Origin of the sequence: Pseudomonas huaxiensis (assembly GCF_003231275.1) — a bacterium.
Classification (GTDB): Bacteria; Pseudomonadota; Gammaproteobacteria; order Pseudomonadales; family Pseudomonadaceae; genus Aquipseudomonas; species Aquipseudomonas huaxiensis.
On sequence record NZ_QKVL01000051.1, the window covers coordinates 1 to 22,732 of the forward strand.

Annotated in this window: 15 protein-coding genes; 9 read left to right on the forward strand and 6 right to left on the reverse strand. The window is 63.7% G+C overall.

What is annotated here, in order from left to right; translation table 11 throughout:
• The first annotated feature begins 182 nt into the window (after positions 1-182).
• Entirely contained in the window at positions 183-2,288 is a 2,106-nt protein-coding gene (fusA, locus tag DM374_RS28855; protein WP_110972966.1) for an elongation factor G, read from the forward strand.
• Between the two features lie 75 nt (positions 2,289-2,363).
• Here the strand turns inward: fusA and DM374_RS28860 are convergent, their stop codons facing one another.
• On the reverse strand, positions 2,364-3,827 hold the full coding sequence (locus tag DM374_RS28860) for a SulP family inorganic anion transporter (RefSeq protein ID WP_177431625.1): 1,464 nt from the start codon (positions 3,825-3,827) through the stop codon (positions 2,364-2,366).
• Between the two features lie 174 nt (positions 3,828-4,001).
• Here DM374_RS28860 and DM374_RS28865 point away from each other — a divergent pair, with 174 nt between their 5' ends.
• From DM374_RS28865 to DM374_RS28890, 6 genes are all read left to right on the forward strand, one after another.
• Positions 4,002-5,279: a bifunctional O-acetylhomoserine aminocarboxypropyltransferase/cysteine synthase gene (locus DM374_RS28865; RefSeq protein ID WP_095159821.1), complete on the forward strand. Its 1,278-nt coding sequence runs from the start codon at positions 4,002-4,004 to the stop codon at positions 5,277-5,279.
• Between the two features lie 241 nt (positions 5,280-5,520).
• Complete coding sequence (locus tag DM374_RS28870) at positions 5,521-7,293, forward strand: flavin monoamine oxidase family protein (protein WP_110972968.1); 1,773 nt, start codon at positions 5,521-5,523, stop codon at positions 7,291-7,293.
• Positions 7,290-8,987: a thiamine pyrophosphate-binding protein gene (locus tag DM374_RS28875; RefSeq protein ID WP_110972969.1), complete on the forward strand. Its 1,698-nt coding sequence runs from the start codon at positions 7,290-7,292 to the stop codon at positions 8,985-8,987. The genes DM374_RS28870 and DM374_RS28875 overlap by 4 nt, the downstream gene beginning before the upstream one ends.
• Before the next feature lie 12 nt (positions 8,988-8,999).
• Positions 9,000-11,009, forward strand: coding sequence for a hypothetical protein (locus tag DM374_RS28880; protein ID WP_110972970.1), 2,010 nt, complete (start codon positions 9,000-9,002; stop codon positions 11,007-11,009).
• Between the two features lie 150 nt (positions 11,010-11,159).
• Positions 11,160-13,106, forward strand: coding sequence for a DNA topoisomerase III (locus tag DM374_RS28885; RefSeq protein WP_110972971.1), 1,947 nt, complete (start codon positions 11,160-11,162; stop codon positions 13,104-13,106).
• 30 nt (positions 13,107-13,136) lie between these two features.
• The gene (locus DM374_RS28890; RefSeq protein ID WP_110972972.1) at positions 13,137-13,526 is read left to right on the forward strand and encodes a VOC family protein; all 390 of its coding nucleotides are present in this window, start codon (positions 13,137-13,139) and stop codon (positions 13,524-13,526) included.
• 12 nt (positions 13,527-13,538) lie between these two features.
• Here DM374_RS28890 and DM374_RS28895 read toward each other — a convergent pair whose 3' ends face one another.
• From DM374_RS28895 to DM374_RS28910, 4 genes are all read right to left on the reverse strand, one after another.
• Positions 13,539-14,267 carry a DUF4198 domain-containing protein gene (locus DM374_RS28895; protein ID WP_110972973.1) on the reverse strand — a complete coding sequence of 243 codons (729 nt, stop codon included), beginning with the start codon at positions 14,265-14,267 and terminating at the stop codon, positions 13,539-13,541.
• 19 nt (positions 14,268-14,286) lie between these two features.
• Positions 14,287-16,380, reverse strand: coding sequence for a TonB-dependent siderophore receptor (locus DM374_RS28900; RefSeq protein ID WP_110972974.1), 2,094 nt, complete (start codon positions 16,378-16,380; stop codon positions 14,287-14,289).
• Between the two features lie 137 nt (positions 16,381-16,517).
• Positions 16,518-17,462, reverse strand: a complete 945-nt coding sequence (locus tag DM374_RS28905; RefSeq protein ID WP_110972975.1) for a p-hydroxyphenylacetate 3-hydroxylase reductase component — start codon at positions 17,460-17,462, stop codon at positions 16,518-16,520.
• Between the two features lie 70 nt (positions 17,463-17,532).
• Positions 17,533-18,702 (reverse strand): p-hydroxyphenylacetate 3-hydroxylase oxygenase component, encoded by a 1,170-nt coding sequence (locus DM374_RS28910; protein WP_110972976.1) that lies wholly within the window; start codon positions 18,700-18,702, stop codon positions 17,533-17,535.
• Between the two features lie 270 nt (positions 18,703-18,972).
• Here DM374_RS28910 and DM374_RS28915 point away from each other — a divergent pair, with 270 nt between their 5' ends.
• Both DM374_RS28915 and DM374_RS28920 read left to right on the forward strand, forming a co-directional pair.
• Positions 18,973-20,457, forward strand: a complete 1,485-nt coding sequence (locus DM374_RS28915) for an aldehyde dehydrogenase family protein (RefSeq protein ID WP_110972977.1) — start codon at positions 18,973-18,975, stop codon at positions 20,455-20,457.
• Positions 20,458-20,625: 168 nt separating this feature from the next.
• Positions 20,626-21,489 (forward strand): LysR family transcriptional regulator, encoded by an 864-nt coding sequence (locus tag DM374_RS28920; protein WP_095159828.1) that lies wholly within the window; start codon positions 20,626-20,628, stop codon positions 21,487-21,489.
• A 1-nt stretch (position 21,490) separates the two neighbouring features.
• On the opposite strand, the gene DM374_RS28925 is transcribed toward DM374_RS28920, so the two are convergent.
• Positions 21,491-22,636 (reverse strand): HPP family protein, encoded by a 1,146-nt coding sequence (locus DM374_RS28925; protein ID WP_110972978.1) that lies wholly within the window; start codon positions 22,634-22,636, stop codon positions 21,491-21,493.
• Between the last annotated feature and the right edge of the window lie 96 nt (positions 22,637-22,732).

Sequence of the window (22,732 nt, forward strand, 5' to 3'; positions counted from 1 at the left end):
TTGTCCTTGTTGCTGTGCTACGAACCGCGCTTCCCCAAGTCCATCGAGGACGCCGGGCGCTGATGACACCACCACCCGGCGCCCGTCCAAGCACAACCCCCAGCCTCTGCTACCGTGGAAAGACCCGGGCCACATCTCTCGGCCCGTTCTTCCCTACTTGCATGAAGCACGGGTGACCCCTCATGGCGCGCACCACTCCCATCGAGCTTTACCGCAATATCGGCATCGTTGCCCACGTCGACGCGGGCAAGACCACCACCACCGAACGCATCCTCTTCTACACCGGGGTCAACCACAAAATGGGCGAGGTGCATGATGGCGCCGCGACCATGGACTGGATGGCCCAGGAGCAAGAGCGCGGCATCACCATCACTTCCGCCGCGACCACGGCATTCTGGCAAGGCTCGACCAAGCAGTTCCCGGACAAGTACCGCTTCAACATCATCGACACCCCCGGCCACGTCGATTTCACCATTGAGGTGGAGCGCTCGCTGCGGGTGCTGGACGGCGCAGTGGTGGTGTTCAGCGGCGCCGACGGCGTCGAGCCGCAGTCCGAGACGGTCTGGCGCCAGGCCAACAAGTACCATGTGCCGCGCCTGGCCTATGTGAACAAGATGGACCGCCAGGGCGCGGACTTCCTGCGGGTGGTCAAGCAGATCGACCAGCGCCTGGGCCACCACCCGGTGCCGATCCAGTTGGCCATCGGCGCCGAGGAGAACTTCCTCGGCCAGATCGATCTGGTGAAGATGAAGGCCATCTACTGGAACGAAGACGACAACGGCACCAGCTACCGCGAGGAGGAGATCCCCGCCGAGTTGCTGGACCTGGCCCAGGAATGGCGGGCCCATATGATCGAGGCCGCCGCCGAAGCCAATGACGAATTCATGACCCTCTACCTCGACGGCACCGAACTGACCAACGAACAGATCAAGGCCGGCCTGCGCCAGCGCACCCTGGCCAATGAAATCGTTCCGGCAATTCTCGGCTCATCGTTCAAGAACAAGGGTGTGCCGCTGATGCTCGACGCGGTAATCGACTACCTGCCGGCGCCCTCGGAAATCCCGGCGATCCACGGCACCGACCCGGACCACGAAGACAAGCACCTGGAACGCCACGCCGACGACAACGAACCGTTTTCGGCGCTGGCCTTCAAGATCGCCACGGACCCCTTTGTCGGCACCCTCACCTTCGCCCGCGTCTATTCCGGCGTGCTCAGTTCCGGCGACGCGGTGCTCAATTCGGTCAAGGGCAAGAAGGAACGGGTTGGCCGGATGGTGCAGATGCACGCCAACCAGCGCGCTGAAATCAAGGCTGTGTGCGCCGGCGATATTGCCGCGCTGATCGGCATGAAAGACGTCACCACCGGCGACACGCTGTGCGACCTCAACAAGCCGATCATCCTCGAACGCATGGACTTCCCCGACCCGGTGATCTCGGTAGCGGTGGAGCCAAAAACCAAGGCCGATCAGGAAAAAATGGGCGTCGCCCTCGGCAAGCTGGCCCAGGAAGACCCGTCATTCCGGGTCAAGACCGATGAGGAAACCGGACAGACCATCATCTCCGGCATGGGTGAGTTGCATCTGGACATCATCGTCGACCGCATGCGCCGCGAGTTCAGCGTCGAGGCCAACATCGGCAAGCCACAGGTGGCCTACCGCGAGAAGATCCGCAACACCTGCGAAATCGAAGGCAAGTTCGTCCGCCAGTCCGGCGGGCGCGGCCAGTACGGTCATTGCTGGATCCGCTTTTCCCCCGGAGAGGACGGCAAGGAAGGGCTGGAGTTCATCAACGAAGTGGTCGGCGGCGTGGTGCCGCGGGAGTACATCCCGGCAATCCAGAAAGGCATCGAGGAACAGATGCGCAACGGCGTCGTCGCCGGTTATCCGCTGATCAGCCTCAAGGCCGCGGTGTTCGACGGCTCGTACCATGACGTCGACTCCAACGAAATGGCCTTCAAGGTCGCCGCGTCCATGGCCACCAAGCAACTGGCGCAGAAAGGCGGCGCGGTGCTGCTGGAGCCGGTGATGAAGGTGGAAGTGGTGACGCCTGAGGAGTTCATGGGCGACATCATGGGCGACCTGAGCCGCCGTCGCGGCCTGATCCAGGGCGGCGAAGATACTCCGATGGGCAAGGTGGTGCGGGCTGAAGTACCGCTGGGCGAGATGTTTGGCTACTCCACCGAGATGCGCTCAATGACCCAGGGTCGCGCCAGCTATACGATGGAGTTCATCCGGTATGCGGAGGCGCCGGCGAGTATTGCCGATGCGATTATCAAGAAGCAGGGGTAGTTTTCCGGGGCCTCATCGCTGCGGTTCGGCGCGCCGACAAGCCAGCGATGAGGCCCTTCGATCACTCCATAAACCTCAGTGATCCGCCCCAGCCCGCTTCAACAGTTGCTTGCACCGCTCCGATAAATGCACCACCCGCAGATGCTTGCCGGCCTTGGCATAGCGCTCGCGCAAGGTCTTCAACGCGGCGATCGCCGAATAATCGACAAAGCTCAAATGCTGGCAATCCAGCGTCACCTGCGCCGGATCATTGGCCGGGTCGAACTGGTTGAGAAACGGCGTGCTGGAGGCGAAAAACAGCGTCCCGTGAATCCGGTACAGCTTGCTGCCGTCGGCTTCCAGATGACTGTCGGCATACAACTCACGCGCTTGCTGCCAGGCAAAGTTGATCGCGGCAATGACGATGCCGAACATCACCGCCATGGCCAGGTCGGTGAACACCGTGACCACCGTCACCGCGATGATCGCCAGTACATCGCTCAGCGGCACTTTGTGCAGCACGCGCAGCGAGGCCCAGGCAAAGGTCTGCTGAGCCACCACGAACATCACGCCCACCAACGCCGCCAGCGGAATGCGCTCGATCAGCGGCGAGAGGAACAGCACGAACAAGAGGATCATCACTCCCGCCACCACCCCGGACAGCCGCCCACGACCACCGGAGCTGAGGTTGATCACGGTCTGGCCGATCATCGCGCAGCCGCCCATGCCGCCGCACAGGCCCGAGGCGATATTGGCCGCGCCAAGGGCCACGCACTCGCGGTCCGGATGGCCACGGCTTTCAGTGATTTCATCGGTGAGGTTCAGGGTCAGCAGGGTTTCCAGCAAGCCAACCAGGGCCATCAGCACCGCATAGGGCGCGATGATCCGCAGCGTCTCCAGGTTCCACGGCACCTGCGGCAGGGCCAGCGACGGCAGGCCGCCGGCGATATGGGCCATGTCGCCGAGGGTGCGGGTCGGCAGGTCGAACAGGTAGACCAGCATGCCGACGCCGAGGATCGCCACCAGCGCTGGCGGCACGGCGCGGGTCAGGCGCGGCAACACGTACACCACCGCCATGGTCAGCCCGACCAGGCCGAGCATCAGCCACAACGACGGCCCTTGCAGCCAGGTGTCACCGCTCTTGAAGTGCTCCAGTTGAGCCATGGCGATGACAATGGCCAGGCCGTTGACGAAGCCGAGCATCACCGGATACGGCACCAGCCGCACCAACTTGCCCAGGCGCAACAGGCCGAACGCGATCATCAACAGTCCGCCCAGCAACACCGTCGCCAGCAGGTACTGCACGCCCTGCTGCACCACCAGCGCGACGATCACCACCGCCATCGAGCCGGCCGCGCCCGAGACCATGCCCGGGCGACCGCCGAACAGCGCGGTCAGGGTGCAGATGATGAACGCGCCGTACAGGCCCATCAGCGGATTGAGGTGGGCGACCAGGGCAAAGGCGATGCACTCGGGCACCAGCGCAAAAGAAGTGGTCAGGCCGGCCAGGACATCACTGCGCACGCGCATAGCCCGGGATTTGGGGTGTGTTTGAGACATCGGGGATTCCGTGGGGTGAGGCGAGGAAAAAGCGCTGGCGAGCTTACCGGATTCACAAGAGCGCCGCGAACCCTGCAGGCACCACTCAATTCCCTACACCACCTACGGCTATTGACCATTCAAACCCGCCACCCCATGCTCGCCCGCTCCACCCACGCTCAAGGAATGACTGCAATGAAGCTGGAAACACTGGCCATTCACGCGGGTTTCAGCCCGGACCCGACCACGAAGGCCGTCGCCGTACCGATCTACCAGACCACCTCCTTCGCTTTCGACGACACCCAGCACGGTGCCGATCTGTTCGACCTGAAGGTGGCCGGCAATATCTATTCGCGGATCATGAACCCCACCAACGATGTGCTGGAACAGCGCATGGCCGCCCTCGAAGGCGGAGTCGGCGCGCTGGCCGTGGCGTCGGGCATGGCCGCCATCACCTACGCCATCCAGACCGTGGCCGAAGTCGGCGACAACATCGTCTCGGTCGCCAAGCTCTACGGCGGCACCTACAACCTGCTGGCCCACACCCTGCCACGGATCGGCATCCAGACCCGCTTCGCCCCGCATGACGACATCGCCGCCCTCGAAGCGCTGATCGACGAGCGCACCAAGGCGGTGTTCTGCGAATCCATCGGCAACCCGGCGGGCAATATCGTCGACCTCCAGGCCCTGGCCGACGCCGCGCACCGTCACGGCGTGCCGCTGATCGTCGACAACACCGTGGCTACGCCGATCCTCTGCCGGCCGTTCGAACACGGCGCCGATATCGTCGTGCACTCGCTGACCAAGTACATCGGCGGCCACGGCACCAGCATCGGCGGCATCGTCATCGACTCGGGCAAATTCCCCTGGGCCGATCACAAACAGCGCTTCGCCCTGCTCAACACCCCGGACGCCTCCTACCACGGCGTGACCTACACCGAAGCCTTCGGCCCCGCCGCGTTCATCGGCCGCTGCCGCGTAGTGCCCCTGCGCAACACCGGCGCCGCACTCTCGCCGTTCAACGCCTTCCTGATCCTGCAAGGCCTTGAAACCCTGGCGCTGCGCATGGAACGCCACACCGAAAACGCGCTCAAAGTCGCCCATTACCTGCAGCAGCACGATCAGGTGGCCTGGGTGAAATACGCCGGCCTGCCGGACCATCCGGAACACGAACTGGCCAAGCGCTACACCGAGGGCAAGCCCGCGTCGATCCTGTCGTTCGGCATCAAAGGCGGCCAGGAAGCCGGCGCACGCTTCATCGATGCGCTGAAGCTGGTGGTGCGCCTGGTCAACATCGGCGACGCCAAGTCCCTGGCCTGTCATCCGGCCTCCACCACCCACCGCCAGTTGAACGACGAAGAACTGGAAAAAGCCGGCGTACCGCGTGACATGGTGCGGCTGTCCATCGGGATCGAACACAGCGACGACATCATCGCCGACCTGCAGCAGGCCCTCGACGCCAGCCGCCTGTAAGCCTTTTCGACCCCAGGCTGCGCCCCTCCCAATAATGACGGCGGGCGCGAGCTTGAGCGGCTCGCCGCATTACCTTGCGCGCATACCAATTTCCCCATCAAAGCCCCGGTTTCATTGGCCTACGCCATATCCGCGATCACCTGCAAAAAAATCAGTGATAGCAGATTGGCATTGTCACTTGGCTCGTCAATACTGCCTCCCGCATGGAAATCCTTGCCCACACAACATAGGGATATAGGCGATGAGTCAGACCCAGCCATTGGATGTCGCCATCATCGGCGGCGGTGTATCGGGAACCTACAGCGCGTGGCGCCTGCAAGAAGCGCAAGGCGATCATCAGCGAATCCAGTTGTTCGAATACGGCGACCGCATCGGTGGCCGGCTGTTCAGCATCACCCTCCCCGGTCTGCCCAATGTCGTCGCTGAAGTCGGCGGCATGCGCTGGATGCCGGCCACCGAAGACGATACCGGCGGCCATGTCATGGTCGACAAGCTGGTCGATTACCTCGAACTGCCCAAGAAAGACTTCCCGATGGGCAACGAGCAGCCCGAGGGTGATCCGGTCGGCGCCAAGAACAACCTGTTCTATCTGCGAGGCCAGCGCTTCCGTTTCCGTGACTTCACCGAGTCACCGGACAAGATCCCCTACAACCTGGCGTGGTCCGAACGCGGTTTCGGCCCCGAAGACCTGCAAGTCAAAGTGATGAACAGCATCTATCCCGGCTTCGACCAGCTCAGCCTGGCCGACCAGATGCAGGTCAAGGTGTTCGGCAAGGAAATCTGGCGTTATGGCTTCTGGGACCTGCTCTACCGCGTGCTGAGCAACGAGGGCTACCAGTTCATGAAGGACGCCGGTGGCTACGAGGCCAACGTCGCCAACGCCAGCGCCGTGACCCAGTTGCCCGCAACGGAATACAGTGACGACACCAAATTCCTGACCCTGAAAACCGGCTTCCAGACCCTGCCGTTGACCCTGAACGAGCGCTTCAAGGCCGTCCCCGGTGGCCTGATCCCGAGTGACCAGCGCGTGCAGTTGAACCGCCGTCTGGCCTCGCTGCAATACAGCGATGACACCGAATACCCATACCGCCTGCATTTCCAGCCGACCCAGACCATCGACGGCACCACCACCGATATCGTCGGCGCGCCGGAAGTCATCGTCCACGCCCGCCAGGTGATCCTGGCCATGCCGCGCCGTTCGCTGGAGCTGATCGAGTCGCCGTTGTTCCAGGACCCGTGGCTGAAAGAAAACCTTGGCTCGGTGCTGGTGCAGTCGGCGTTCAAGCTGTTCCTCGCCTACGAACAACCCTGGTGGCGCAGCCTCGGCCTGGTGGCCGGCCGTTCGGTCACCGACCTGCCGATCCGCCAATGCTACTACATGGGCACCGAGTGCGAACAGGAAGGCGGCCAGCCAAGCCTCAACTCGCTGCTGATGGCCTCGTACAACGACATCGGCACCGTGCCGTTCTGGAAAGGCCTGGAAGGCGGCCTGCCGTTCCAGGGCTACCAGCCCAAGAGCCTGCTCGGCGAGGTCGATGCCAACGAAATCGTGCCGAAAACCCAGAACCAGGTCAGCGAAGAGATGGTCCGTATCGCTCAGCGCCAGGTCACCTCGCTGCACGATCAGGTCGAGCTGCCGGCACCGTACTCCGCCGTCTACCACGCCTGGGACGCCGACCCCTATGGCGGCGGCTGGCACGAGTGGAAGGCCAACTTCCGCCTCGACCTGATCATCCAGAACATGCGCCATCCGGTGCAGGAGCAGTCGGTGTACATCGTCGGTGAAGCCTATTCCTACGGCCAGGGCTGGGTCGAAGGCGCACTGACTACCGCGGAATCGACCCTGCAGGACTTCTTCGGCCTGGCCCGGCCAAGCTGGCTGCCAGCGGCCTATCAATTGCTGCCGGAGCCCGGCCCCACCGATATCGCCGACCCAGCGCCACTGGCGTGCAAAGACTGCGCGGGCACCCTGGAAGCCGTCACCGAGTTCGCCTACACGGGGATCAAACCATGAGCGTCGAGTTCAGCGTTGCCGACTACCTGCTGACACGGCTCAAGCAACTGGGCCTGGCCAAGGTGTTCCAGGTGCCGGGTGACTATGTGTCCGGCTTCATGGATGCCCTCGAAGCGTTCGAAGGCATTGATGCCGTCGGCGAAGTCTTCGAAATGGGCGCCGCCTATGCCGCCGATGGCTACGCGCGGGTTCACGGCCTCGGCGCGGTGTCGTTGCAGTACGGCGTGGGCACCTTCAGTGCGGTCAATGCCATCGCCGGTGCGTTCGTCGAGCGCAACCCGGTGGTGGTGATTTCCGCCAGCCCGTCCACCAAAAACCGCGAACTGGCGAAAACCCAGAACGTGCTGTTCCACCATTCCACCGGCAACTTCGAAGCCGACCGCAATGTGCTGGAACAGGTCACCGTGGCCTGCGAGATCCTGTCCGACGCCCGCCAGGCGCCGTGGCAGATCGACAGCGCGCTGATCGCCGCCATCACCCATCGCCAGCCGGTCTACCTGGAAGCCTGGCAGGATGTCTGGAGCCTGGAATGCGCCCGCCCCCACGGCCAGTTGTGCCCGGAGCCGCGGCCTTCCAACCCGGACGCCTTGCAGGCGCTGGTGGACAACACTGTGCAGCGCCTGGGTCAGGCGAAAAAACCACTGGTGCTGCTGGGCGTGGAAGTCATGCGCTACGACCTGCAAGGCCAGGTGCAATGGCTGATCGACGGCCTCGGTCTGCCGTTCAGCAGCACCCTGGACGCCAAGACCGTGCTCGACGAAAGCCAGCACGCTTTCATCGGTACCTTCGCCGGCCCGGCCTCGCGTCTGGAAACCTCGCGGGCGGTGGCCGAGTGCGACTGCATCCTGGCGATCGGGGTGATCTTCACCGATGACTACCTGGACCTGCTCAACACCCGCTTCGACCAGATCATCCAGGTCAACTGCGACCTGGCCCGCACCGGCCCGGACTACTACCCCAACGTGCGCCTGCCGGACTACGTCGACGCGTTGCTCAAGGCGCTGGACCTGGACGGACGTTTCCCGCGCCATGACGTTCCGCTGGCTGCGCTGCAAAACCGGTTGGGCGCGAGCAACCCGGATGACGCGCTGAGCTACGCGAGCTTCTTCGACAATCTGGTGGAGTTCGCCCAGGAACACCGCATCTGGGAAGACAGCACGCTGATCCTTGGCGAAAGCTCGTCGTTGTACGTGTCCAGCAACATCCAAGGCATGCCCCGCGACAGCTTCCTCTCCGACGCCATCTGGGGCTCCCTCGGCCATGAAACCGGCTGCGCGCTGGGCGTGGCCCTGGGCAGCGGGCGGCGGCCGATCGTGGTGGCGGGCGACGGCGGCTTCATGATGGTCACCCAGTCGCTGGCGGCGCTGACGCGCAACAAGATCAATGCGCTGGTGTTCGTCATGAGCAACCAGGTGTATGCCATCGAGCAGGCCTTCGTCGATATCGACGCGTTCGATCCGGATGGCCAGTTCGCGCCGTTCGACATCCTGCCGAGCCTGAACTACCCGGCACTCGCCGAAGGCTATGGCGCACTGGGTTATCGTGTCGGTACCGTCGCAGAGTTGCAGGCGTTGCTGCCGACACTGTTGGCGCTGGAGGACCGTCCGGCCCTCGTGGAAGTGAAAATCAGCGAGAAAGACCTCGCCATCCAGATCGACCGGCTGGCCAGGCCGCCGAAAAAACCGAGCAAGTAAGGAGTTCGTTTCATGGATCGAAACACCAGCGTGCGCACGGCGATCGCCTGCGCACTGCTGGCTGCGTTGCCGCTCAATGCCAAGGGTCACGGCATGCATGGCAACGACAGCCAGTCCGACGCACAAGAAGTGTTCTTCCCCAAACTGCCCATCGACACCGACCTCAAGCAAGCCTTGCAGCAATGCGTCAGCGCCGCGGACACCGACAAGGACCATCTGCTCTCCGGCCTCGGCGGCGCCCGCTATGACCTGGTGGCGGTGAAAGACGCCGAACAGGTGCAAGCCTTCTACAGCCAGGGCATGGCCCTGCAATACGGCTTCAACTTTGGCGAAGCGATCCGCGCCTTCTATCAGGCCTATCAGCTTGATAACGGCTCGGCGATGCCGCTGTGGGGCGTGGCCCTGTCAGCCAGCTCCAACATCAACACCGACGCCACCCAGGGTTGCGACCAGCTCGCCAACCTGAGCGCCCGGCTGGCGTTGCAAAACGCGCAGAACCGCCTGACCCAAAAGCCCGCCGGCTTCACCGACGATCAGTTGAAGCGCGAGGTGGCCTATGCCGAGGCTTTCCTTAGCCAGTACGACGAGAAAGGCGAGCAGATCGGCCTGTCCCTCGAAGGCAAGAAGCGCTACGCGGCGAAGATGAAAGTGTTGTCCGAGAAATACTTCGACGACCTCGACGCCGCCGCCCTGTACGCCGACGCCCTGCTCAACATCGCCCCATGGAAATGGTGGAAAGGCGTCGAGGCGACCTCCGACAAGGTCGACCCTACCAACGAGGCCTACGAGGCGCTGCAGGTGCTGAACCGCATCCTCGTGGCGGACGAGAACCACTCCGGCGCCAACCACTTCTACATCCACGCCATCGAAGAGTCGCCGTTCCCCGACAGCGGCCTGCCCATGGCCGATCGCTTCCGCACCCTCAACCCGGCGGTGGGCCACCTGATCCACATGGCCTCACACATCTACCAGCGCACCGGCAACAACGCGCTGTCGAGCGCCACCAACTACGCGGCGGTGTCGGTGGACCGGGCCTATGCCAACCAGGTACAGCCGCAGAGCCCGTACCTGCTGCACTACCTGGGGCACAACATCCACTTCCTGACCTGGACCCTGTCCATCGAAGGGCGCAAGAACGAAGCCATGAACATGGCCAGCGAACTGGTGGACAACACCACGCTGAATGCCTCGTCGGAATTCCTCTGCAAGCAGTACCCGCAGGAGCTGAAAACCAAATCCGACTACTTCTACGCGGTGCCCTACTACTACGCCGTGCGCTTCCAGGACTGGGACGCGCTGGAGCGGATCAAGCCGAACATCAGCAGCGGCCTGGCGAAGATCAACGAGACCTGCGCCAAGGCTGATCCGAAGTGGGTGGCGCTGACCATGCCGTACACGCGGATCATGGAAAGTTATGCCGCGGCGTACCAGAAGCTCGGCGCCAACCTGGACAGCGGCAAGGCCGTCGAGGCATTGGGCGATTTCTGGGGCAAGGTCGGCAGCGTCCTGCAAGAAGACGGGAACGCCGCGCTGAAATATGGCAACAACGACGCCATTCAACTGCTGCGCCTGGCCAACCTGATCCTGTTCACCAAGGCCCAGGACAGCACCGCCGGCAAGTTGGTGCTCAAGGATGTCCAGCAGGCCAGCGCCAAGGCGCTTGGCGAGCACGGCAAAGTGCTGGCCGATGACCTCGGTGCGCTGCAGGACGACAACAAGGCGCAGATCATCGCGGCCTGGCGCAAGGCGGTCGAGGTGCAGGACGGGCTCTGGTACAACGAGCCGCCGGACTGGTACTACACCGTCCGCGAATCCCTCGGCTATGCGCTGCTGGCGCAGGGTATGGCGGCGGATGCGGAGAAGGTGTTTAGCGAAGACCTCAGTGAAAACCGCTTGAGCGGGCGTTCGCTGAATGGCCTGAAGCTGGCGTTGCAAGCGCAGAAGGGCAAGACCGTCAGCCTGGAGCTGGAGCAGAAGCTGCAGAATGCGTGGCGCAATGCGACGGTGAACGCGGCACCCTGAAGCCTTATCGCCAGCAAACCCAGCTCCCCTGTGGGAGCTGGCTTGCCAGCGATAAGACCAGAGCTGTACATCCATACAGATAAAACTTGCCTCAACCGCACTTCCTGAGCATCCTAGGGCCTTCTTTCCCCCAGGACTCCGCCCCGGCACATGCGCCTGTTCCTCTGCGAAAAGCCTTCCCAGGCCAAGGATATTGCCAAGGTCCTCGGCGCCAACCGCCGCGGTGATGGCTGCTGGGTCGGCACCGGAGTCACCGTGACCTGGTGCATCGGCCACCTCCTGGAAACCGCCCCGCCCGACGCCTACGACGCCCGCTATAAACGCTGGGTGCTGGCCGACCTGCCGATCGTCCCGAGCCAGTGGAAAATGCAGGTCAAGCCCAAGACCGCCAGCCAGTACAAGGCAGTCAAGCGCCTGCTGGGCGAGGCCGCAGAACTGGTGATCGCCACTGACGCCGACCGCGAAGGCGAGATGATCGCCCGGGAACTGGTAGAACACTGCCGCTACCGCGGGCCGATCCGCCGCTTGTGGCTGTCGGCACTGGACGACGCCTCGATCCGCAAAGCGCTGGCCAGCCTCAAGCCCGGCGCCGAAACCTTCAGCCTGTACCACTCAGCCCTCGGCCGCTCGCGCGCCGACTGGTTGATCGGCATGAACATGAGCCGGCTGTTCACCCTGCTCGGCCGCCAGTCCGGCTACCAAGGCGTATTGCCAGTGGGCCGGGTGCAGACCCCGACCCTGCGTCTGGTGGTGGACCGCGACCGCAGCATCGCCGACTTTGTGCCGGTGCCGTTCTGGGCCATCGATGTGCAGCTGGACAGCGCCGGTACCGTCTTCACCGCGCAGTGGCGCGCACCGGACGACGCCTGCGACGACCAGGGCCGCTGTCTCAAGCAGGAACTGGCGCAACAGGCCGCTGCTGCAATCAATGGCGCAGGTTCGGCGCAGGTGGTGGCGATCAAGACCGAGCGCGTGCGCGAAGCGGCGCCGCTGGCCTTCGACCTTGGCACCCTGCAGGAAGTCTGCTCGAAGAAACTCGGCCTCGGCGCCCAGGAAACCCTGGACATCGCCCAGGCGCTGTATGAAACCCACAAGGTCATCACCTACCCGCGCAGCGATTGCGGCTACCTGCCCCTGAGTCAGCACAGCGAAGCCCCGGCAATCCTCTCCGCCCTGGCTCGCGCCGACTCATCGCTGGCGCCGCTGCAGCCGTACCTGGAGCCGCAACGCCGTTCCCGGGCCTGGAACGACGCGAAAGTCAGCGCCCACCACGGCATCATCCCCACCGCCGCGGCCATCGACCCGAACCGCCTGCCGGGCAAACACAAGGCGGTCTACACATTGATCCGCGCCCGCTACCTGGCGCAGTTCCTGCCCAACCATGAATACGACCGCACCCAGGCCGACTTCGATTGTGGCGGCCAGGCCCTGCGGGCGGTGGGCAAGCAGATCGTCGAACCGGGCTGGCGCCGCGCCCTGCCCGAGGCCCTGACCCCGCCAAAGGGCAGAGAGGCGCCAGCACCGCAGGTGTTGCCGACGTTGAACAAGGGGCAATGGTGCGAGGTGCGCGAGGTCAACCTGAAAGACCTCTGGACCCAGCCACCCAAGCCCTTCACCGAAGGCGACCTGATCAAGGCGATGAAAAACGTCGCCAAGCTGGTGGACGATCCGCGGCTCAAGCAGAAACTCAAGGACACCACTGGTATTGGCACCGAAGCGACCCGCGCCGGAATCATCCAAGGCTTGCTGGACCGTGGCTACATGGTGAAGAACGGCAAGGCACTCAACGCCACACCGGCCGCCTTCGGCCTGATCGACGCGGTGCCCCGCGCCATCGCCGACCCCGGCACCACTGCGATCTGGGAGCAGGCGCTGGACATGGTGCAGAGCGGTGAGATGACACTGGAAACCTTCGTCGCCAAACAGTCGGCGTGGATGAGCAAGCAGGTGGAACGCTGTGCCGGCATGAGCCTGACCATCTCCGGCCCGGCGACACCGGCGGGCCGTGGCGGTTCGCCGTGGAAGAAGAAGCGCAAGAGCAGCAGCACTGCCGCAACATCCAAGCGGCCACGAAAACCTCGGGCGAAAAAGGCCTGATTCCCTCTTACCGACTCAAGGAAGATCCTCATGAAACTTGGCTACACCATCGCCTATGTGGCGGACGTCCCGGCTTCGCTGGCCTTCTTCGAAACCGCCTTCGGCCTGACCCGGCGTTTTCTGCATGAAGGTGGCGACTACGGCGAACTGGACACCGGACCGACCACCCTGGCGTTCGCCTCGCTGGAACTGGGCAAGGCGAACTTCGACGGCGGCGTACTGGCCGCCAGCGAAAGCCAGCGACCACTGGGGATGGAAATCGCCCTGCTGACCGATGATGTGGCGGCGGCGCATGCCAGAGCGTTGTCTGCCGGAGCGGTGGAGCTGAAGGCACCGCAGGTCAAGCCTTGGGGCCAGACCGTGTCCTGGGTGCGTTGTCCGGCGGGGATTCTGGTGGAGTTGTGTACGCCGGTGGGATAAATCCGCGTGCCGCTACTCGTGATGCGGTTCGCCAAGGAACGTCAGCGACGTGAACAACCCCTCCTCCGCCACTGGCGCATCCTTGGCCAATGGCCGGGTCACACTTGCGGCAATGACGTTAAGCCCTTCATTGCGCACCATCACACTGGCCCGGCCCTCCGCATCGGTGGTCGCCACCACCTGATGCGGTGCCCCGCGATAATCGCCATACAGCTCGACGCCGGACACCGGTTTGCCGTCCAGCAATACCTGGACCGGCAGGGCCTTGCCCGGGCCGACCTTGAGCGGATCGGCCTGCGGTACGATCACCAGACGCAGGGCCTTCAATGATGGCAGTCGGGCGCCCTCCCGGTAGACAGCCAGGCTGTACTTCCAGGTGTGGATCGAGCTGATCGCGTCACGGACCTTGCTACGGTCTTCATTGACCCACTGCTTGTCCGGCGTCTGCGACCAAGCGCCATTGTCCAGCACCACCGCCAGACTCGCCGGGGCGCGCAGCGGTTGCAGGCGGGCATGGTCGCTCAGCCGCACCACGCTTACCGGAATCTGCCGGCCCTGCCCGTCCCAGGCCCAGGCACCCTTGATCTTCTGTGCCTTGAAGGCGTTGTCCTCGGCGCCATGGCCATACACCACTTCGATCGCGCCACGGCGTTGTTCGGTCCACAGCCCATGGCCATGGGCTGTACCGGTCAGGCCGGCGGTGAGCAGGCCGGCCAGCAGCATAGGTGTCAGTCGTTTCATTGTGAGGTCCTTGTCGATATCAGAGGCTGAAGGTCAAGCTGAGGCTGAGATTCCGCGGATCACCCGGCATGTTCCAGGCAGCGTTGTACCCCCGCTCGTAATACTTGCGGTCGAACAGGTTGTTCAGGTTGAGGCCGAAACTGAGCTGGTCACTGGCCTTGTAGTGAGCCAGCAGATCAACCGTGCTGTAGGCCGGCAAACGGAAGCTGCTGCCCGCCTGCCCGGAACGCTCGCCAACATAGTTGGCCGAGGCGCCGACATCCGAACCCCGCAGCGCGCCGTCCTGAAACTCATACACCGCCATCAGACTGCCGCTGTGCCGGGGAATGCCGAGCAAGTCACTGCCCTTGGGCAGGGCCGCGTCGCCCTTGGTCACTTCGGCGTCGATGTAGGCGTAAGCGCCAATCACCCGCACCGCATCGCTGAGCTGGCCACTGAACTGCAGGTCCACACCCTGGCTGCGGGCTTTGCCAGCAGCGATGCTGTCGCCAAAGGCGTCGGTGGTGATGACGTTTTCCTTGTCGATATGGAACAGCGCCAGCGTGGCGCCGAGCCGGCTGTCGAACAGGTCAAGCTTGAGTCCGGTCTCGTAGCCGATACCCTTCTCCGGCTTGTAGACCTGGCCCCGGGTGCCCATGCTGTTGGGCTTGAACGAGGTGGACGCGTTGGCGAACACGCCGACTTCGGGCGTGAGTTGGTAGAGCAAGCCCAAGCGCGGCGTGGCGACGTCCTTTTCCTGGCTGTTGCTGACCCCTGTGGCGCGGTTCTGCGCGGTCTGCTCGATCCGCTCCAGGCGCACGCCCACCAGCCCGCGCAGGCGCTCGGTGAAGGCGATCTGGTCTTGCAGGTTCAATGCGTAGCTTTCCGTGCGCTCGAAGAAGTCGTTAGGGTTGACCAGCGCCGGCTTCGGCTGGCCATAAACCGGATTGAAAATATCCAGGCCATAGCCGAAGCCAGTGACGCTCTGCGGGTATTTCTGGCTGTTGCGGTAGTTCTCGTACTCCAGGCCGATGAGGCTCTGGTGCTGCCAGCCGGCGAGGTCGAACTGGCCGTGCAGCTCGGCCTGGGTGATGTTGTCGTTCCACTCGAAATTGCGTTCGCGGTAGAAGCGGCTGATCTGGCTGCCCACCACTCGCGACGGCTCCGAGCTGTTTCCGCGCAGCGTGCCCTGGGTGTAGTGGTTGGCCAGACGCAGCTTCCAGCTGTCGTTGAGGTGATGCTCCAGTGCCAGGTCGAGGGTCTGGTTGTCGTTGCGGATGCGGCCGTCGTTGGGCTCGCCGATGAAGGTGGAACGGGCGACCGGGCCCAGCTCGTTGTTCACCGCCGGGATGCCACGGTCGAACACCGATTCGGTACGGGAGAATTCGCTGTCGAGGGACAGCAAGGTATCGGGATTCAGTTGCCAGCTCAGCGATGGGCTGACGATCTTGCGGCGACCGTCCACGTGGTCACGGAAGCTGCCGTTGTCTTCGATCGCCAGGTTGACCCGCGACAGCACGCTGCCGTCGTCGCTCAGCGGGGTGTTCACGTCCAGGCTGCTGCGGTAACGGTCCCAACTGCCGGCGCTGGCCTTGAAGGTGGTGAAGGCATCGGCCTGGGGTTTCTTGCTGACGATATTCACCAGCCCGCCCGGATCGCCACGGCCATAGAGACTGGCGGCCGGGCCCTTGAGCACTTCGATGCGCTCGATGGTCGAGGTGTCTGGCGCGCTGTAGCTGCCACGGTTGATGGCGAAACCGTTCTTGTACAACTCGCCCGTGGTGAAGCCGCGGACGCTGTAGTTGAGGAAGGTCAGGCCACCGAAGTTGTTCTGCCGCGAAACACCGCCGGCGAAATCCAGGGCGCGGTCGATGCGGGTGCTGTTGAGGTCTTCGAGCACCTGCGCCGGCACCACGCTGATGGCTTGCGGGGTGTCGCGGATATCGGTGTCGGTTTTGGTCGCGGTGGCCGAGCGGGTAGCGCGATAGCCTTGCACCGGGCCATCGGCGCGCTCTTCGATACGGCGCTCGGTGACGCTGACGGCGTCGAGCAATACCGTGTCCTGCGCCGTCGCGGGCAGGCTCAGCAGGCCGGCAGACAGGCCGAGGTACAACCTTCCAATGGGGTAGTTCATGGGGGCTCCTGAATTATTGATGTAATAACATAACAATTCAAAAGCGAAATGACACCATCGGGTTTGTGGGGGATTGGGTTTCAGTAACTCACTTCAGGGCCTTATCGCTGGGAAGCCAGCGATAAGGCCCTGAAGATTCAACCGCGGATCACAGCCTTGAGCACCGTCTTGAACGTCTCGATCTGCTCTTCGCTGAACTCACCAAACACCTTGTCCTGCTGCTCGCGAGCGATGGTCCACAGCGCTTCGGTCTGGTCGATGCCGCCTACGGTCAGGCGCACATTGCCGCCCTCCTCGCTGCCGCTGACCAGGCCCTTGCGGGTCAGGTTGGCCACGGCTTCATCGATTTCCCGTGACGGCATCGCCACTTCGCGTTGCAGGTCGGTGAGGCTCAAGCCGGCATCGTTCTCCAGCACCATCAGCATCCGCGCTTCGCTGGTGCGCAGGCCGCTGGACAGTTGCCGCGGCTGGTAGCTGGTCTGATAAGCACGCAGGGCCTGGGTCATCAGGTAGTACAGGTTGTGGCTCAGGCGCCCCTGGAAGTTGCTGCTCGGTGGCTGGCCTTCTTCGCGGCGGGTCATGCGGGTGTGTGGCAGGACCATGGAATACGCGCCCTGGTGATACAGCAACGGCGAACGCCCACAGTCTTCGAACGCCACCACCTTGCCGATCATGATCCAGTGATCACCACCGTCGAGGATCTGGTACTTCTCGCACTGGAAGTTGGCCGAGCAGTCCAGCAGGATCGGCGCGCCGCCCGCACCCGCTTCATGCGCAATGCCAGCGAAACGATCATCCCGCGGCTTGGCGAAGTTGTTGGACAGGTCGATCTGGTCAGCGGCGAGAATATTCACCGCGAAATGGCTGGCCGCCTCGAAGGTCGCAAGGCTCGTGGAGCGCTTGTCGAGGCTCCAGAGGATCAGCGCCGGATCGAGAGACACCGAGTTGAAGCTGTTGGCGGTAACGCCGACCTTGTTGCCAGCACCATCATCGGCGGTGACCACGGTGACGCCGGTGGCGAAGTTGCCCAGGGCGCGGCGGAAGGCACGGCTGTCGAAGGCCGCAACGGTTTCATTGGACATGCAAGACTCCCCGGCTGCCCGCAACGGGCAACCGTGATTTGTTTTTATGTGAGAGAGAGAAGATCGAGCGTCAGACCATGCTCGGATCAGGCTCGAGGCCCATCAACTCGCGACCCAGAATCTGCGCGCAAACGTCGTAGTCGGTGTAGGCATGCGCACCGGTCATGTGCGAGTCACGCCACAGGCGCTGCAGTTCGTTGCTCTCGAACCACGAGGTGCCGCCGGCAGCTTCGTAGAGACGGTCCACGGCCTGGATGCACATCTTCACCGCGTAAGCCTGATTGGTACGCCAGAACGCCAGGGTCTCGCGGTCCGGGTATTCCTTGCGAGCGCCGTGATCGGCGTGGTCCTGCCAGGTCTTCTCGAGGAAAGCACGGGCGGCGGCGACCTGATGGGTCGATTCGGCCAGACGCATCAACGCCGGGGTCGCGGCACCGACACTGACACCGGTGTAGGCGCGCACGCGGTTCTTGGTCTTTTCGCGGAAGGCTTCGAGCATGCGCTCGGCGATGCCCAGGCTGATGGTGGCGAAGCCCACGGCAAAGTACGGACGGTACGGGGAGTAGAAAATCTTGCTGTCCGGGTACAGACCGAAGCCCGCGGACTTGCCTTCCATCATGTCCTTGGCTTTCTGAATACGGTGCTCAGGGACGAAGGCTTTGTCGATGATCAGGGTCTTGGTGCCGCTGCCTTTCATGCCGGCGGCGAACCAGTCGTCACGGATTTCGTAATCGCTGCGCGGCAGCACGGCGAAGCAGTAGTCCTGGGTGCCTTCGGCATTGGCGCGGCGGCAGCCGACGATGGCCCATTCGGCGTGGTCGCAACCGCTGCTCCAGCCCATTTCGCCGCTGAACAGCAGACCGCCCTCAACTTCTTCTACGCGACCGAAGGGCGCGATACTGCTGCTGGCGGTGTGGTCCGGGTTCACGCCCCAGATTTCTTCCTGCAGCTTGGCAGGGAACATCGCCAGTTGATGGTTATGAGTACACAGCAGGCTCATGGCCCAGGCAGTGCTCGCGCAGGCGCCGGCCAGCAGTGCGATGCAATCGGTGAACTCCGGCAGGGAGATTTCCATGCCGCCGTAAGGCTTAGGCAGAAACGCACGGTGCAGGCCGATCCCCTTGAGCAGGGCGATGTTTTCGGCGGGGACCATGCGTTCTTTTTCGGCACGGGAGGCATTGGCGGCGATGGTCGGCAGTACCGACTTGAGGTCTTCGAGCAGCGGGTTTGGCTTTTTCATGAGTGGCCCTGCTTATTATTGGATGTCCATCGGGCCTGGTGACTACACAGGCCGCTGCGGATTCGGGGCCAGTATGGGAGGCGTCCGCCAAGCTGAAAATGCACCTTCCAGAGACAAAATTGTACTTTCCATGGTCAACCCTACCCCGCCGTCGGACAACCGCCGAACGCGCTGGCAGACCCGGTCATGTAGGGCTGGCAGGCTCAGTCAAGTCACCCGCGCGAGCCTGCGCTAGGGTGCCGGCTTTGCCTATTTGCACAGGTACACCTCATGACCATTTCTCTCCTGCCTGCCGTCCAGGCTTTCTTCCAGCGCGACCACGGCCTGTTCATCGACGGCCGTGCGCAGGCCTCCGGCAGCGGTCGTCACCTGGACGTGATCGACCCGGCCAGCGGCGAAGTCATCAGCCGCGTCGGCGAAGCCAACCAGCACGACATCGACAGCGCCGTGGCCTCTTCCCGCGCAGGCTTCGCCCAGTGGTCGCAAGCCGCGCCGGCGGTGCGTGGCAGCGTGCTGCTGAAGCTGGCCGACCTGATCGAACAGAACGCTGAAGAACTGGCCCAGATCGAAACCTGCCAGTCCGGCAAGCTGATCCAGATTTCGCGTCACTTCGAAGTCGCCCAGGCCGCGCACTTCCTGCGTTACTACGCCGGCTGGGCAACCAAGATCAGCGGCCAGACCATCACCCCGTCGCTGCCCTCGTTCAACGGCGAGCGCTACACCGCCTTCACCCTGCGCGAGCCGATTGGCGTGGTGGTGGGCATCGTGCCGTGGAACTTCTCCACCATGATCGCCATCTGGAAACTGGCCTCGGCGCTGGTCACCGGCTGCAGCGTGATCATCAAGCCCAGCGAGTTCACCCCGCTGACCATCCTGCGCATCGCCGAACTTGCGATCGACGCCGGCCTGCCGGCAGGCGTGCTCAACGTGGTGACCGGTGCCGGCGGCGTCGGCAAGGCGCTGATCGAGCACCCGCACACCGACAAAGTCTCCTTCACAGGCTCAGTACCCACCGGCCTGGCCGTGGGCCAGACCGCCATGGCCGCCAACCTGACCCGCGCCACTCTGGAACTGGGCGGCAAGAATGCTGCGGGCTTCCTGCCGGACGTGGATGTGGAAACCGCGGTCAACGGCATCATCGAAGCAGGCTTCCTGCACTCCGGGCAGATCTGCGCCGCCGCCGAGCGCTTCTACGTGCACCGCTCGCAGATCGACGCGGTCACCCGCCGCCTGAGCGAGCGCCTGAGCCAGTTGAAGATCGGCTCGCCACTGGATGAAGCCAGCGAATTCGGCCCGGTGACCAACAAGCAGCACCAGGCCAAGCTCGGCCAACTGTTCGCCAAGGCCCGCGCCGAAGGCAGCACCATTCTTCATGGCGGCAAGCTGATCGACGGCCCGGGCTGCTATGTCGAGCCGACCGTGATCCTGGCCAACTCGGCGAAGGACAGCCTGATGACCGAAGAAACCTTCGGCCCGGTGGCAACCTTCCTCGCCTACGACGACGAAGAGGAACTGGTAGCGCTGATGAACGACAGCCCCTACGGCCTCAGCGCCAGCCTCTGGACCAACGATCTGGGCAAGGCGATGCGCCTGATTCCGCGGGTCCAGGCCGGCACCTTGTGGGTGAACATGCACACCCTGCTGGACCCGGCAGTGCCGTTTGGCGGGATCAAGGCCTCAGGTGTCGGGCGTGAATTCGGTGGGGCGTTCATCGAGGATTACACCGAGCTGAAGTCGGTGATGATTCGCTACTGATCCACGCCGCCCAGCCTTGAGTCTGGGAGCGCACTTGCCGGGGCACCGAACCGTCGCGGGGCACCAGAAATAACAGGGGTGCAGGATTTACGACGGCTTCGCCGCCGTTCGCGAGCAAGCTCGCTCCCACAGGGTAGAATGGCCAGCTCGCCCCCAATCTGGTGCCCCATGGACATCGAGCTGGCCCGAACCTTCCTCGAAATCGTGCGCAGCGGCAGCCTCGTCGCGGCCGCCGAACACCTGCACGTCACCCAGACCGCCATCAGCGCGCGAGTGCAGAAACTCGAACAGCAACTCGACTGCCAGCTCTTCATCCGCAGCCGCAACGGCGCCAGCCTGACCAGCAATGGCGAGGCCTTCGTGCCCTATGCCAACCAACTGCTGCAAACCTGGGAATCGGCCCGCCGCGACCTGCCACTACCAGACGGTTGTCGCGAGGTGCTGCGCATCGGCGGCGAGGTGAGTCTGTGCAACCCGCTGGTGCTGGACTGGGTGCGGGTGCTGCACGAGCAGCTACCCAGCCACGCCATCCGCAGTGAAGTCGGCGAAAGCGCCGCCCTGCTGCGCAAACTGGAGATGGGCACGCTCGACGCGGCGCTGCTCTACCAGCCGATCTACAGCCCCGGCCTGCAAGTCGAACAGTTGCTGGAAGAAAAGCTGATCCGCATTCAGTTGAGAAGAAAGCCGGAACCGTACGTCTACATCGACTGGGGTGATACCTTCCGCCGCCTGCATGACGAAGCCCTGCCGGAACTCACCCGTCCGGCCCTGAGCTTCAACCTCGGCCCGCTGGCTTTGCAATTCATCCTCGAACACGGCGGTAGCGGCTATTTCCGCACGCGGGTGGTGCAGAGCTACCTGGACCGCGGGGTGCTTGAGCGGGTGCCGCAGGCGCCGGAATTCCCCTACCCCACGTGGCTGGTCTATCCACGGGAGCGGGATTCGCAGGCCCTGCAGCAGGCGTTCGAACTGCTGCGTCAGGTAGTGGCGGGTGATAGCGACTGGTCGCAGCGCTGGGATCCGTTGATCTGACTCAGGCTGCTTCGGCCAGCCGCTCCTGCGCCAGCAAGTGCTGGCTCAGCGCGGCAATCAGATCGGTCTGGGTGACCACGCCAACCACCTTGCCGTTCTCCAGCACCGGCAGGCAGTGCAGGCCCTGATCGCAGAGCAGCGAGATCAGTTCGACGGCCTGACGATCGCTGTCGACGGTGATCACCGGCTCGCTCATGATTTGCCCCAGGCGCACCTGCTTCTGCCGGCCAAACAGCGCGCGCCAACTGAAACGGGTCGCGGCCATGGCCGGAGCGACCAGATCGCTGAGGCTGATGATGCCCGCCAGTTTCCCGCTGTCATCCAGCACCGGCAGGTTTTTCAGGTGGTGGCTGGCGAGTTGTTTCCAGGCTTGTTCCAGCGTGGTGTCGGGCGTGGCGAACTGCACGTCGCGGGACATCACCTGCGCCGCAGTGATCCCGCCGAGGCTGCGCTGCACCGCGTGGCGCTGGGTGGCGAGGATGATCCTTTCGAGGTCGTTGCGGGTCACATCGACGAACTCGCCGATTTCTTCCAGCGCCTGGTCCAGATCGCTCGGACTGACCCCGACCCGCTCGCTGGCCGGCTGGTCGGCAGTGGCGTGGCTGGCTTTGTGTGACACGTTGATTTTCGGGTAGCGCACGCCAGTCAGGCGGTTGTACAGCACCGCCAGCGCCAGCACGATCAGGGCATTGAGCATCACCGGCTCGATCACCTTGATACCCATCGCCGCCAGCGACGGATCGGCCAGCGCCAGACTCACCGCCAGCGCCGCGCCTGGCGGATGCAGGCAACGCAGCAGGCACATCAGCAAAATCACCAGCAGCAGCGCCGCGCTCGCCACCATCAGGCCCGGGCCGAACCAGTGGTGCAGGCTGATCCCCACCGCCGCCGCGCAAACGTAACTGCCCAGAAACGGCCAGGGCTGCGACAGCGCACCGGAGTGCACGGCAAACAACAACACCGTCGACGCCGCCAGCGGCGCCATCAGGTGCAGCGTCGCCGCGCTGCCGAACAGGTAACTACAGGCACTGCCGGCCACGACCAACGCCAGCAGCGCACCGATCGCGGCGCGGAACCATTCTTGAGGGGGAATATGCAAAGCGGCCGGAATGAAGCGATCGAACCAGTTGAGACCACGGTTAGACATGTGACGGACCAGGCACCTGTTTGAAGAAAAGAAGCCCGTCCAACAGCGGACGGACTTTGTATCGCGAGGGGGCAATACGCAAAGGGCTCCTTCCTT

Coding starts and splice junctions, on each gene's coding strand:
- fusA (WP_110972966.1), top strand. CDS start 183: ATGGCGCGCACCACTCCCATCGAGCTTTACCGCAATATCGGCATCGTT.
- DM374_RS28860 (WP_177431625.1), bottom strand. CDS start 3,827: ATGTCTCAAACACACCCCAAATCCCGGGCTATGCGCGTGCGCAGTGAT.
- DM374_RS28865 (WP_095159821.1), top strand. CDS start 4,002: ATGAAGCTGGAAACACTGGCCATTCACGCGGGTTTCAGCCCGGACCCG.
- DM374_RS28870 (WP_110972968.1), top strand. CDS start 5,521: ATGAGTCAGACCCAGCCATTGGATGTCGCCATCATCGGCGGCGGTGTA.
- DM374_RS28875 (WP_110972969.1), top strand. CDS start 7,290: ATGAGCGTCGAGTTCAGCGTTGCCGACTACCTGCTGACACGGCTCAAG.
- DM374_RS28880 (WP_110972970.1), top strand. CDS start 9,000: ATGGATCGAAACACCAGCGTGCGCACGGCGATCGCCTGCGCACTGCTG.
- DM374_RS28885 (WP_110972971.1), top strand. CDS start 11,160: ATGCGCCTGTTCCTCTGCGAAAAGCCTTCCCAGGCCAAGGATATTGCC.
- DM374_RS28890 (WP_110972972.1), top strand. CDS start 13,137: ATGAAACTTGGCTACACCATCGCCTATGTGGCGGACGTCCCGGCTTCG.
- DM374_RS28895 (WP_110972973.1), bottom strand. CDS start 14,267: ATGAAACGACTGACACCTATGCTGCTGGCCGGCCTGCTCACCGCCGGC.
- DM374_RS28900 (WP_110972974.1), bottom strand. CDS start 16,380: ATGAACTACCCCATTGGAAGGTTGTACCTCGGCCTGTCTGCCGGCCTG.
- DM374_RS28905 (WP_110972975.1), bottom strand. CDS start 17,462: ATGTCCAATGAAACCGTTGCGGCCTTCGACAGCCGTGCCTTCCGCCGC.
- DM374_RS28910 (WP_110972976.1), bottom strand. CDS start 18,702: ATGAAAAAGCCAAACCCGCTGCTCGAAGACCTCAAGTCGGTACTGCCG.
- DM374_RS28915 (WP_110972977.1), top strand. CDS start 18,973: ATGACCATTTCTCTCCTGCCTGCCGTCCAGGCTTTCTTCCAGCGCGAC.
- DM374_RS28920 (WP_095159828.1), top strand. CDS start 20,626: ATGGACATCGAGCTGGCCCGAACCTTCCTCGAAATCGTGCGCAGCGGC.
- DM374_RS28925 (WP_110972978.1), bottom strand. CDS start 22,636: ATGTCTAACCGTGGTCTCAACTGGTTCGATCGCTTCATTCCGGCCGCT.